General features: G+C 37.5%; 16 protein-coding genes. 5 read left to right on the top strand and 11 right to left on the bottom strand.

Annotated features, from left to right (window positions below; genetic code table 11):
- Positions 1-144: 144 nt before the first annotated feature.
- From I6F50_RS18965 to folB, 3 genes are read right to left on the bottom strand one after another with little or no spacing between them, the layout of a single operon-like run.
- Complete coding sequence (locus I6F50_RS18965; RefSeq protein ID WP_007584742.1) at positions 145-945, bottom strand: undecaprenyl-diphosphate phosphatase; 801 nt, start codon at positions 943-945, stop codon at positions 145-147.
- Positions 942-1430 carry a 2-amino-4-hydroxy-6-hydroxymethyldihydropteridine diphosphokinase gene (folK, locus tag I6F50_RS18960; RefSeq protein WP_007584740.1) on the bottom strand — a complete coding sequence of 163 codons (489 nt, stop codon included), beginning with the start codon at positions 1428-1430 and terminating at the stop codon, positions 942-944. The genes I6F50_RS18965 and folK overlap by 4 nt, the downstream gene beginning before the upstream one ends.
- Positions 1431-1790: a dihydroneopterin aldolase gene (gene folB / locus I6F50_RS18955; RefSeq protein WP_007584738.1), complete on the bottom strand. Its 360-nt coding sequence runs from the start codon at positions 1788-1790 to the stop codon at positions 1431-1433.
- Positions 1791-2020: 230 nt separating this feature from the next.
- Between folB and plsY the strand changes: the two genes are divergently transcribed.
- Positions 2021-2632 carry a glycerol-3-phosphate 1-O-acyltransferase PlsY gene (gene plsY, locus I6F50_RS18950; RefSeq protein WP_165736229.1) on the top strand — a complete coding sequence of 204 codons (612 nt, stop codon included), beginning with the start codon at positions 2021-2023 and terminating at the stop codon, positions 2630-2632.
- A gap of 174 nt (positions 2633-2806) precedes the next feature.
- Here the strand turns inward: plsY and tsaD are convergent, their stop codons facing one another.
- The 3 genes from tsaD to I6F50_RS18935 are packed head-to-tail and all read right to left on the bottom strand — an operon-like array spanning position 2807 to position 4795.
- Entirely contained in the window at positions 2807-3820 is a 1014-nt protein-coding gene (tsaD, locus tag I6F50_RS18945; protein ID WP_010554406.1) for a tRNA (adenosine(37)-N6)-threonylcarbamoyltransferase complex transferase subunit TsaD, read from the bottom strand.
- 38 nt (positions 3821-3858) lie between these two features.
- On the bottom strand, positions 3859-4449 hold the full coding sequence (locus I6F50_RS18940) for a YjaG family protein (protein WP_007584732.1): 591 nt from the start codon (positions 4447-4449) through the stop codon (positions 3859-3861).
- The gene (locus I6F50_RS18935; protein ID WP_010554404.1) at positions 4442-4795 is read right to left on the bottom strand and encodes a DUF2007 domain-containing protein; all 354 of its coding nucleotides are present in this window, start codon (positions 4793-4795) and stop codon (positions 4442-4444) included. Before I6F50_RS18935 ends, I6F50_RS18940 begins: the two co-directional genes overlap by 8 nt.
- A 75-nt stretch (positions 4796-4870) precedes the next feature.
- Between I6F50_RS18935 and I6F50_RS18930 the strand changes: the two genes are divergently transcribed.
- From I6F50_RS18930 to I6F50_RS18920, 3 genes are all read left to right on the top strand, one after another.
- Entirely contained in the window at positions 4871-5293 is a 423-nt protein-coding gene (locus I6F50_RS18930; protein ID WP_007584730.1) for a DUF2721 domain-containing protein, read from the top strand.
- 377 nt (positions 5294-5670) lie between these two features.
- Positions 5671-6555 (top strand): LysR substrate-binding domain-containing protein, encoded by an 885-nt coding sequence (locus I6F50_RS18925; RefSeq protein ID WP_007584725.1) that lies wholly within the window; start codon positions 5671-5673, stop codon positions 6553-6555.
- A 92-nt stretch (positions 6556-6647) separates the two neighbouring features.
- Positions 6648-7268 carry a 2OG-Fe(II) oxygenase gene (locus I6F50_RS18920; RefSeq protein WP_007584723.1) on the top strand — a complete coding sequence of 207 codons (621 nt, stop codon included), beginning with the start codon at positions 6648-6650 and terminating at the stop codon, positions 7266-7268.
- Positions 7269-7305: 37 nt separating this feature from the next.
- On the opposite strand, the gene ubiA is transcribed toward I6F50_RS18920, so the two are convergent.
- Together ubiA and I6F50_RS18910 are read right to left on the bottom strand one after the other, a co-directional pair.
- Positions 7306-8184 (bottom strand): 4-hydroxybenzoate octaprenyltransferase, encoded by an 879-nt coding sequence (gene ubiA / locus I6F50_RS18915; protein ID WP_165741433.1) that lies wholly within the window; start codon positions 8182-8184, stop codon positions 7306-7308.
- Complete coding sequence (locus tag I6F50_RS18910; RefSeq protein WP_165741436.1) at positions 8181-8720, bottom strand: chorismate lyase; 540 nt, start codon at positions 8718-8720, stop codon at positions 8181-8183. The genes ubiA and I6F50_RS18910 overlap by 4 nt, the downstream gene beginning before the upstream one ends.
- A gap of 154 nt (positions 8721-8874) precedes the next feature.
- On the opposite strand from I6F50_RS18910, the gene I6F50_RS18905 reads away from it, so the two are divergent.
- Positions 8875-9273 (top strand): flagellar basal body-associated protein FliL, encoded by a 399-nt coding sequence (locus I6F50_RS18905; RefSeq protein WP_165729393.1) that lies wholly within the window; start codon positions 8875-8877, stop codon positions 9271-9273.
- Between the two features lie 3 nt (positions 9274-9276).
- On the opposite strand, the gene glpG is transcribed toward I6F50_RS18905, so the two are convergent.
- The 3 genes from glpG to tdh form a co-directional block, all read right to left on the bottom strand.
- A complete protein-coding gene (glpG, locus tag I6F50_RS18900) occupies positions 9277-10095 on the bottom strand; it encodes a rhomboid family intramembrane serine protease GlpG (RefSeq protein ID WP_165729392.1) in 819 nt (272 codons plus the stop codon).
- Complete coding sequence (gene glpE, locus I6F50_RS18895) at positions 10092-10409, bottom strand: thiosulfate sulfurtransferase GlpE (RefSeq protein WP_010554397.1); 318 nt, start codon at positions 10407-10409, stop codon at positions 10092-10094. The genes glpG and glpE overlap by 4 nt, the downstream gene beginning before the upstream one ends.
- 68 nt (positions 10410-10477) lie before the next feature.
- A complete protein-coding gene (gene tdh / locus I6F50_RS18890; RefSeq protein WP_007584716.1) occupies positions 10478-11503 on the bottom strand; it encodes an L-threonine 3-dehydrogenase in 1026 nt (341 codons plus the stop codon).
- Between the last annotated feature and the right edge of the window lie 37 nt (positions 11504-11540).

Genomic DNA, 11540 nt, shown 5'->3' with positions numbered 1-11540 from the left:
TTGTTCTATATTCACAAAAAAATCCGTAGTTAGTTTCCTAACTACGGATTTTGCATGATCGTTTGGATCGGTCAACCGGTCATTTTCTTAACTGATCGGCATTAACCTAAAGGTGCTTTTTTTGGTTTTACTAATTAAGTTTGTTTATAGCGTTAAAAATACAATCAAACCTACACCGAGTAATAAACGATATATTACAAATGGCAACATACCCATTCGCTCTATTACTTTTAAAAACATAAATATACATGCATAAGCCGATAAGAACGATAGCACCACACCAAGCAATAATGTATTCCAATCAACTACATGGTCACCCAGTGCAAGCTCTGCAATATAATAAAGCCCCATCATAGAAATAATCGGAATCGCTAGTAAAAACGAAAAACGCGCTGCGCTTTGCTTATTCATACCCAACATTAAACCAGCGGTCATCGTGATACCTGATCGAGAAGTACCCGGGATCATTGCAACAGCTTGTGCAAAACCAATGATAAGTGCCGTTTTCCAATTGAGCTGATAAATAGTTTTAATTTGTTTCCCTTTTGCATCCGCGTACCAAAGCAACAAACCAAATACAATGGTGGTAGTAGCAATTACCCAAGCGCTTCGCAAATATAACTCAATAAAGTCTTTTAAAAGTAAACCTAAAATAGCGGCAGGCACTGTACCTAGTATAATCCACCAGCCTAATTTACTGTCATCGGTAGTGCCTTGCTTACCAAAAGATTTAAACCATGCGCTTAGTATATCTACTACTTCTTTACGAAAATAAATAACAACGGCTATTAAAGTACCAACATGTACTGCTACGTCAAACGCAAGCCCTTGATCTTCCCAGCCTAAAATTTGCGATGGGAGAATTAAATGCGCAGAACTCGATATTGGTAAAAACTCAGTAAATCCCTGTATGAGGGCTAAAATAATTATTTCGATAATACTCATAGGTTAGAAAACTCCACCTTCCATAGCTTTTGTTGAGGGTTATTATATTCATTCCATAACTGCGCAATCGTTTGCTTAGCTACAGGATGATAAAAATCTGGGGCAACCTCACTCAGAGGTTGTAATACAAATGCATTTTTAGTTATTTCATCACGTGGTAATTGCGCTGGGGAATCGCAAGTTACATCATCATAAAACAGTAAATCTAAATCGAGCGTTCGTGGACTAAATTTTTTGTCGTTCGCTGTACGCCCATTATCACGCTCTATTTGTTTTAATAAAGCGCATACATCAGCAAGCGACATATCAGTTGTAGCGCCAACTACTGAATTATAAAAATTATTGCCAGCAAACCCAACTGCTTCACTTTCAAAAACAGACGAGTGCACAATGTGCTCAAAGTGCTGCTTAAGTGCAATTAATGCACATTGTATATAATGCGCTTTATTTATATTTGACCCTAGGCTGATATAAATTTGAGCCATTTAGTCAGTTGCCTTAACACGTGTAATTTCAACACCCACAGTTTGTGCTTGTGCTACTGCTGCTGGTTTACTTACTCTTATAGTAACTTGTGGCGTATTAAACTCGCTTAAAATAATCTCAGCCAACTGCTCAACCAAAGTCTCTAGCAACTCAACAGGTTTTGCAGTGCAGTGCTTAATAACGCGTTCGCTTACTTTTGAGTAATCCAGTGCTAAATTAATATCGTCATTTTCGGCTGCAGGCTTAATATCACTAAGCATTTCAATATCAAAATAAAGGCTCTGTTTACTTTCTTTTTCAAAGTCGTACACTCCAATAATAGTGTCGACGTGCAATTGAGATATAAAAACCTTATCCATTGATACTCCAAATAACAACAAACGACTAAGCAACTATACAAAGCATCAATAAAATTAATACTGTATATGGTTTAGCCAGTGTTTAAATATGTGAAAATAACTTCTACAATAGCAAAATAACCAAACTAGCTATTAAATAGCCTGTTAATAATTTTCACGATAAATTTTGCTGCCAATAATAGCTTAAAAGTACTATCAATTGGTATAGCAATTAAAAAATAAGGAAGCGTGTGTTAGCCACTTTAATGTTTGTTTTAGCTTATTTACTTGGGTCGATTTCGTCGGCTATTTTAGTGTCGCGGTTGTTCAAACTCCCTGACCCTCGTAATAGTGGTTCTAACAACCCAGGGGCTACAAATGTTTATAGATTAGGCGGAGCATTTCCGGCTTGCTTGGTTTTAGTGTTTGATATTTTAAAAGGCACTATTCCGGTATGGGGGGCTTATTTTTTAGAAGTTGAACCTTTAGAGCTTGGTTTAGTCGCAGTAGCTGCTTGTTTAGGCCATATGTACCCACTGTTTTTTAGCTTCAAAGGCGGTAAAGCCGTAGCAACGGCATTTGGCTCATTATTACCTATTGGCTTATCACTGGCTGGTTTACTTGTGTGCACTTGGTTAGTTATAGTGGCAATAACACGCTATTCATCACTGGCAGCGCTTGTAGCTGTATCTTTAGCGCCCTTATATACATGGCTAATAAAACCACTTTATACTCTTCCCGTTACTTTTATCACGTTGTTAATTATATTTCGTCACCGTACTAATATTATTCGATTATTTAGTGGGGAAGAACCAAAAGTAGGCGCTAAAAAAGCACCCACTGATGAAAACGAAAACAGTTAATGTAAGAGTAATACCAATTTTATTAAAAACATAATCATTCTAGCGTATTAAATAACTCACTAACTACGTTAAAAATTATTTATATAGAACAACTATGTATCATAATTTTAGCCTTGTTATTGAGCTATTTTCTTATCGCTATAATAGATCACTAATTTAATGCAATTGGTATAATTAAATAGGCTCAAGGCTATCTATTGGCCAGCGAGGTTTTGTTTTCATATCAAGACTTGCAAACTGACCTGCTTTTAATCGTTGCATTCCTGCATAAGCAATCATTGCACCGTTGTCGGTACAAAATTCAGTACGCGGATAAAAAACTTCGCCTTTCATACCTTTCATTACGCGTTCAAGCTGCAGTCGAAGCTGTGTATTTGCACTTACGCCACCGGCGATTACTAAACGCTTAATACCTGTTTGTTTAAGCGCTCGCTTGCACTTAATAACCAGCGTATCAATAACCGCTGTTTGAAATGCATGCGCTATATCAGCTTTAGTTTGATCGTCGTCGTCATTTTCACGAATAGTGATTGATGCTGCAGTTTTTAAACCACTAAAACTAAAATCAAGACCTGGTTTGTCGGTCATCGGGCGAGGAAAAATAAAGCGCTTAGCAACGCCTTGTTCGGCCATTTTAGCTAAGCGCGGGCCACCTGGGTAGTCAAGACCAAGTAACTTAGCGGTTTTATCAAATGCTTCGCCTGCGGCATCATCAACTGACTCACCTAGTACTTCGTATTGTCCAATACCCGCTACTTTAACCATCATGGTATGACCACCCGATACAAGCAATGCAATAAACGGAAACTCAGGAATATTTTCTTCAAGCATCGGAGCAAGTAAATGCCCTTCCATATGATGAACAGCAACAGCTGGAATATCCCAACCGTATGCTAATGAACGACCAATAGAAGTACCTACCAATAATGCTCCAACTAAACCTGGGCCTGCAGTATAAGCAATACCGTCTAAATCTTCTGGGCCGCAACCCGCTTGTGCAAATGCAGCATCAATAAGTGGTAGCGTTTTACGAACATGATCGCGCGATGCAAGTTCCGGTACTACACCGCCATAATCAGCGTGTACTTTTACCTGGCTGTATAATTGATGAGCTAACAAGCCTTTTTCGTCATCGTATATTGCAATACCTGTTTCATCGCATGACGATTCAATGCCTAAAATTCGCACTGTACTTCTCCTGCCTTTAAAATTTCACTTCGCTGTTTTTATAACGTAAGGCCAATATTTGTTTGGCCATCTTCTAGGGCAAACTTTTTAAGTGCCTTCACGCTATCAGAGGTAATACGCCCCATATTTTCTACAAAATCAATTAGCTCACCTAATACTTCAATTTCGTATTGCATTAATGGATGTTCTCTAACCGCTGTGTTATCAGCAACCTCACCTTCAACCGTCATTTGATATTCAATAAAGCGGGCCACTGTTGCTTGAGATATTTTACTGACACTAATGAACTCTTGCTCATCTTGCGCCATTAAACCATGCATTAAGCTAAGTAAAGACGTTGCAGCATCAATAGCAGGGTAAGTACCAAACATATCAAAATCAGCAAGTTCAGGAACATTCGGTTCTATTTTTTCAACTTGTTTTTCGAGATCTATTTTACTTTTAGGCAGTAATATTTTTTCCCAACAAACATTAAGCGAATTACGAAGTAAGGTTTCATCACCAAACCCCGTTGCTTCGCTAAATAAACCGTAATTTGGCAGCATTCGCTCTATTAAAGCACTTGCCAAAACAGCTTTTTGTAAATAGTTAAGCTCTCTAATACGCTGAAAATTATTTGCTTTAGTCATTCTTTAACGTCTCACACGACCAACAAAAATCAAATGTTGATCCATTATGCTCATTACAGTTAGGGCATACCCAATCTGGAGCGGATTGTTTTACTTGTTGATAGTTTACCAATATTTGGCGCGCATGGCGCTCTTTTATCGCATAAACCTGCACACTAACTTGTGCTTGATCAAATGGAATTTCTCCCAATGCGCCTTGGAGCATCTCACCTTTTATTTTGCATTCAATGCCACTGGTTTGTATTAAACCTTTAATAATATTAGCTTCAAGGGTATTTTCGGCTTTATAAATTGTAACCCATTGAAAAGAGCTATCAGTTGAATTTTTATTATTAATATTTTGCAATATTCACCTCATTTATTTTGTGTTAACAATATCCTACGCTAAATTATTAGCATGCTGCACTTTTAAGGAATAAACATGACACTTACAACCCCGGGCTTACTTTTTCCAGCCATATCGTTGCTATTATTAGCCTATACAAACCGATTTTTAGTTTTAGCGCAATTAATTAGGGAGTTAAATGCGCGCGAAGGTGAATCTATTCGACCTGTTGTAGTCGCTCAAATCACTAACTTACGTAAACGAATAAACTTAATCAGAACAATGCAGGTATACGGCGTAGCCTCTTTTTTACTGTGTACATTTTCGATGTTTGCTTTATTTATTGAATTTAATACCACAGGGATTATTTTATTTGGCATTAGCTTAGCTTGCTTAAGTTTATCGTTATTAACGTCTTTATTCGAAATACATATTTCCTGTGATGCGATTGAAATAGAACTACAAAGCATTGAAAATAAACCATTAAGCAGCCGAATAAATAGAAATTTTGTAAAATAAACTCTCATAGATAAAACACCCTATTATTTGTCATAATCATGTTATATGTGCGCCCTATCTTGGGGCGTACTTTTTTATTAATTAGAACAATTAAACTCCAACCTCCTAACTAACCCACTGAGTTAAAATAACTTTGCCTAGATAGTTAATTGCAAAAATATAGACAAAACACAATAAACAACTAGTTATCAATTAAAAAAGTAATACTATTTGGTCGCTTTCCTCTTTAATTAATACTAAAAGGGGGGTATCCTGCTGGAAACACGTATGAACTTGCAACCGTATTTCAATATAGAATTTTACTAAACTTTAGAATAAAAATTAATATATTTGATATCCGTGGTATCTGCGACTTACTTATAAAAAGGGACTATAAAGTGAGATTTGAACAATTAGAGCAATTTGTAGCACTTGGTGTATTACGTCACTTTAGACAAGCAGCTGAACAAACCCAAATTAGTACTTCAGCGCTAACGCGCAGCATTCAAACACTTGAAAATGAAATGGGATATGAGTTAGTAAAACGCTCAACTCGTTCTGTTAAATTAACGCCTGAAGGCGAACTTTTCCTTGAATATGCTAAAACGACTCTATCGGAACTTGAGCTAACGAAAAAACGGATTTTTCAATCAGTAAACGGTAATGCTAATGAAAAACTTGTTATTGGCTATACCAATAAGGCAAGCAGCATAGTACCTATTTCTTGTGGACAGTTTTTAGCTCAATATCCTCATATAAAAATTGAAATGCAGTTACAAGATCAACAAGAGCTAACACGCAGACTCCAACAAGGTGAAATAGACATAAGTGTATACTCTCAAGCTATTAATAGTATTGGCAGTGACATTCACTTACCTGATCAGCTTGTATTATTTGTTTCAAAAAATCACCCTCTTGCACATAAAAACGATATAAGTAAGCAAAATCTTGATAGCTACCCTATGTTTGGCTGCTTCTCTCAATCTAAACAAGTGCAAACTATGCTTAATGAAGCAATTGATTCTTTAAATAAATCATCAAGTATTAAAGTGGGTAGCATTGAGCAAGTAATGGCTGGTGTAGTTAAATCAGATCACTTTGCTATAGCAAGCATTGAGCATGCAAACACAATCGCAGAGAACTCTGAACTCGTGCAACTAAAAACAAATAAAGATTTAAATCACGAACAACTCGTTGTACAAACAAGCCAACAAACATCTATTACCGAACATGTAGAGCACTTGCTGTCGCTTATAAAAAAAGCGGGAGCTGCATTTAACTAACCCTTCTTTTTGAAAAAGTGCGGCACAATAAACAGTAGCTTTAAATCGCTTTTCGGCTACACTGTCGCACCTTTTTTAAACAGCTGATGTGAATGAACACACTTTTTGGTCCTGATGTCTATTTAGATGATATAGAACGCCAAGGATACACCGTAATTCATAACGCGCTTATTGCCGATTTAGTTAACGATTTAGTTGCAGATTGTCACCGTATAAACCCCCACTTTAGCCTTGCCGGTATTGGTCGATTAAATAACTTACAAATAGATAAAACTATTCGTACTGACAAAACCTATTGGTTTGACGGCAGCTCTCAAGCACAGCTTACGTATCAAGCAATAATGCAAAGTATAAAAACCACGTTAAATCGTAGCTTTTTTATGGGGCTATTTGATTACGAATGCCATTATGCAAAATATACACAGGGTGATTTTTATAAAAAACACTTAGATGCATTTAAAGGTCGATCTAATCGTGTATTTACAACGGTGCTTTATTTAAATACGCCAGAGCAAGGTGGCGAACTTGTTATATATAAACCTAAAAGTAAAGAAGTAGAAATAACCATTAAACCAACTGCTGGCACATTGGTTATGTTTGAAAGCGAACGTTTTGCTCATGAAGTGCTTCCTGCAGTTGACGAACGCTATTCTATTGCTGGATGGTTTAGAAAAAACGCCTCTATTAGCGGCATTATTGATCCACCCCGATAGCTCTAAATAGCGAATTTTAACAGCCTTTATTAAGGCTTTAAAATGCTATTGGGTATGAAAGTAATAACCCCATAAAGATAGCCAAGCCCACATAATGATTATTTAAAAACGCTTTAAAGCAGGCATCTCTTTCACGTTTATGAATAAGCGTTTGTTGATATGCCAATAAACCAGCTGCTACACTCAAACCAACGCCAAACGCGACACTTAAATGATTACTTATACCAATAAACGCAACCAGAGCTATAAATACAGCATTAAGTAAAAAGATTATGTGGCGGTCGAATTTACCAAATAAAATAGCGGTTGATTTTACCCCTATTTTTAAATCGTCATCTCTATCAACCATCGCATACATAGTGTCATAAGCGACTGTCCAGCAAATATTGGCTATAAATAATAACCATGCCTGCTGCGGTAATGCATTTATTGAAGCCATATACGCCATTGGAATAGCCCAACCAAATGCAGCCCCTAAAACAACTTGTGGTAATTGTGTATAGCGTTTCATAAAAGGGTAGCAAAAGGCTAAAGCCAAAGCCCCAAAAGAAAGCAAAAGAGTATTAACGCTAAGCATTAATACTAAAATAAACGCAATAACTATGAGCAGTAAAAATAGGCTAAGTGCTTCACCACTACTAACCCGCCCTGAAGCTAGCGGCCGCTGAGCTGTGCGTTTTACAGAGCCGTCTATTTTCCTATCTGCAAAATCATTAATTACACACCCTGCACTTCGCATAACAACAACGCCCAGCGTAAATATAATAAAGTTGAGTAAGCTCGGCATCCCACTATTAGCAAGCCATAAAGCCCAGTATGTTGGCCAAAGTAATAACAAGGTACCAATGGGCTTATCTATACGCATTAGCTGTATATAGTAAGAAATATGTTTTGGCTTTAAAACGGCTAATTTCATGAGTATAAATATGCTCCTGGTAAAAACACTTCACACACTAAAAATTTATATTCTTTGAGTGCAAATACACTTCGACGGCCTAGTAAGTTTTTTTCGGGTAGGTTTAATTTTGCAACTAATTGCTGAACGGGGTGCTTGGCATCAAAATGAGCAATTTCTATATCCGTTCGTTTTAGTGCTGGGTCTTGAAAAATCACATCACCAAGAGGTCGTTCACCCATATTGTGCAAAGGATTGCTCGAATCATTTTTAGGAAGCCAGCTCTGTGCGTATACCACAGGTTTGTTATCGCACAATAAGAGTACTTCTCTATTAATCGCTGTTTTAGCGCTACAGTTTAGTAATAACTTTTGCTCTAGACTTAAAGTAAATAACTGTTCGCTCAATACTCTTACACTAAAAATTTGTGATTTACTTTTTAATTTAGCAGTTAAAGAATTAGGTTCAAAAAGCCATTCTTGCTCTAGAGGAGATAAATCACTTACATATGAAGTGGACTGCCAATTAGCAGATATAGACAGAGGATAAGTAATCACAATAGCTCAACAAAATAAAAAACAACGAGATGATACCATTGCCAAAGCTTTTGAAAAAGTGATGTTTTATAACCATAAATAATTGCTTGGCGCTGTTTATTACCCACTATTAAGTATAAACTATTTGTAACAAGTTTTAAGAAACGCTTTAAATATGAAAAAAATAGTATACGCAGGTCTTTTTACGTTCTTTGTAAGCGTCATAAGCTTTACAGCTCGTGCTGAATCTACAGTTGGTTATTTTGGTTTTGAGCCCGATATAATCACCAACTACATTGGCGCATCAAGTAAAAAAATGGGCTATGTGCGTGTAACTATTGATTTAATGCTTAATGACACTTCAAATATTGCAGTAGTAGAGCACCACACGCCATTACTACGTGATGCCCTAGTAGAAATTTTATCTAAAGAGCCTGAAGAAAAAATAAAATCCCTTACTGGCCGTGAAGAAATACGCGCAAAGTGCGCCGAAAAACTAAAAAGCCTCTTAAAAGAAGAAACAGGACAAGAGATCATCCGTGAAGTCTTGTTCACTAAGTATTTATATCATTAGTATTTAACGTTTTGCGTTAAATACTTTGGCGGTGTAGGCAAAAGCCATACCGCTAACTAATCCACCTAAGTGCGCCCAATTAGCCATACCTACAAACAATACATCTGCAAAACCAAGCACTAACCAAATCAACATAAAACCAACAATAGCCGTACTAACCAGTGCTGGTTTGTTCGGATTTAAAAAGCTATGAATCCAACAAAAACCAAGTAACCCATATACTACGCCACTCAAACCGCCAAAGTTAGGACCAACCATTAGGTATTGCGCCCAATTACTAATAAGTGCAGTCACTAAAAACAAACCTATTAAGCTGAGTTTTCCGCATTGCTTTTCGATATTGTCGCCAAGCGACATCCACCAAATTAAATTAAACACAATATGCATCGCGCTAAAATGCACAAGCGCAGGTGTTAACCAACTGAGCGGTTGTGATGGATTAAATTGCAGAGCTGTATAAATTTCATCAAATCCACCCAATAAAAAAGCGACATAAATAACAATACTTAATATGCTAACAGTTTGGTTAAGCCAGCTAAGCGCTTTAAATCGCGCCATAAGATTAAGTGATTGCCCTTGATATTTAAGCGGCGATTGCGTGCTGCCTACATCCCAAGATGCTTGCTGGTATTTTTCATGATTGGGGTTTTGTGTAAATTCAGTCCATAGCGGCTGAACTTGATGAAAGTCCTCTTCAGTCACGCTAATGATGACATTACTACCATCTGCTGAGTGTATCTTTGCATCTAGGCCTTGGCTTTTTAAATAATCTATAAAGCCCTGTGCGGCGCGTGGGTTATTTAAACTGCCAAGCTCTATCATCGCTCTACCTTCTCGCTGTAAGCCGCTTCCCAAGCAGTGAAGCCACCATCCATGCTGTAAACATCTTCAAAGCCTTGTTCAACTAAATAACTAGCTGCGCCCTGAGAGCTCATACCGTGGTAACACACAATAATAATTGGCTGATCGAATTCTTTTTCCATCATAAATTGTGCAATATTACCGTTAGAAAGTGCTTCTGAGCCTGGAATACGACCAGCTTGATACGAATTTGGATCGCGAATATCTGCAATTACAACGTCTTCTTTATCTAGAAGTTCTAACGTTTGCGCTATAGAAATGTGTTTAAATGCCATTGAAGTCTCTTTAATTAATAGTATAAAAAAGGCGGCTAAAGCCGCCCTTCTTGTAATTTAGTTAGGAACTAATCCCAGTTTAAAATTACTTTACCTGACTGACCTGAAATCATCATATCAAAGCCAGCTTGGAAGTCATCCACAGAATACTGATGTGTAATAATTGGGTTCAAATCAAGACCAGATTGAATCAAGCTTGCCATTTTGTACCACGTTTCGAACATTTCGCGACCGTAAATACCTTTAATCACTAAACCTTTAAAAATAACTTGGTTCCAATCAACTGCCATATCAGATGGTGGAATACCTAGCATGGCAATTTTACCGCCGTGGTTCATGTTATTAAGCATTGAATTAAAAGCGCTTGGCACACCTGACATCTCAAGACCAATATCAAAGCCCTCTGTCATACCTAAGTCTTTTATTACATCTTCAAGCTTTTCGCTTGCCACGTTTACAGCACGTGATGCACCCATTTTGCGGGCTAAATCTAGGCGGTATTCATTTACGTCGGTAATAACGACGTGGCGAGCACCAACGTGTTTTGCAACCGCTGCTGCCATAATACCAATTGGGCCTGCACCAGTAATAAGTACATCTTCGCCAACTAAGTCAAACGATAATGCGGTATGAACTGCATTGCCAAACGGGTCAAAAATAGAAGCCAGTTCGTCAGAAATGTTATCTGGAATTTTAAATGCATTAAATGCAGGAATAACTAAATACTCTGCAAATGCACCTTCACGGTTTACACCTACGCCTGTTGTATTTCGGCATAAATGTACACGCCCAGCACGACAGTTACGACAGTGCCCACATGTAATATGACCTTCACCCGATACGCGGTCGCCTACTTTAAAGCCACGAACTTCCTGGCCCATATCAACGACTTCACCAACATACTCGTGACCAACAACCATTGGAGTAGGAATAGTTTTGCTTGCCCATTCATCCCATTTGTAAATATGTACGTCGGTACCACAAATAGCTGTTTTACGAATTTTAATCAGTAAGTCGTTATGACCGACTTCTGGCTTTGGCGCATCTGTCATCCAAATGCCCGGTTCTGCTTTTAATTTAGATAATGCTTTCATAATTCACACTCAACTAAAAAACCGAAGCAAGGCTTCG

Source organism: Pseudoalteromonas sp. NZS127_1, assembly GCF_015864295.1.
In the GTDB taxonomy this organism is placed as follows: Bacteria; Pseudomonadota; Gammaproteobacteria; order Enterobacterales; family Alteromonadaceae; genus Pseudoalteromonas; species Pseudoalteromonas arctica.
The sequence above is the reverse complement of the archived record's forward strand: the minus strand, read 5'-3'. Positions and strand labels throughout refer to the sequence as shown.

What these genes read in the sequence shown, in the direction of transcription:
- I6F50_RS18920 (WP_007584723.1), top strand. Translation starts at nt 6,648, where the DNA reads ATGAACACACTTTTTGGTCCTGATGTCTATTTAGATGATATAGAACGC.
- I6F50_RS18905 (WP_165729393.1), top strand. Translation starts at nt 8,875, where the DNA reads ATGAAAAAAATAGTATACGCAGGTCTTTTTACGTTCTTTGTAAGCGTC.
- glpE (WP_010554397.1), bottom strand. Translation starts at nt 10,409, where the DNA reads ATGGCATTTAAACACATTTCTATAGCGCAAACGTTAGAACTTCTAGAT.
- folB (WP_007584738.1), bottom strand. Translation starts at nt 1,790, where the DNA reads ATGGATAAGGTTTTTATATCTCAATTGCACGTCGACACTATTATTGGA.
- glpG (WP_165729392.1), bottom strand. Translation starts at nt 10,095, where the DNA reads ATGATAGAGCTTGGCAGTTTAAATAACCCACGCGCCGCACAGGGCTTT.
- tdh (WP_007584716.1), bottom strand. Translation starts at nt 11,503, where the DNA reads ATGAAAGCATTATCTAAATTAAAAGCAGAACCGGGCATTTGGATGACA.
- I6F50_RS18930 (WP_007584730.1), top strand. Translation starts at nt 4,871, where the DNA reads ATGACACTTACAACCCCGGGCTTACTTTTTCCAGCCATATCGTTGCTA.
- I6F50_RS18965 (WP_007584742.1), bottom strand. Translation starts at nt 945, where the DNA reads ATGAGTATTATCGAAATAATTATTTTAGCCCTCATACAGGGATTTACT.
- ubiA (WP_165741433.1), bottom strand. Translation starts at nt 8,184, where the DNA reads ATGAAATTAGCCGTTTTAAAGCCAAAACATATTTCTTACTATATACAG.
- folK (WP_007584740.1), bottom strand. Translation starts at nt 1,430, where the DNA reads ATGGCTCAAATTTATATCAGCCTAGGGTCAAATATAAATAAAGCGCAT.
- I6F50_RS18940 (WP_007584732.1), bottom strand. Translation starts at nt 4,449, where the DNA reads ATGACTAAAGCAAATAATTTTCAGCGTATTAGAGAGCTTAACTATTTA.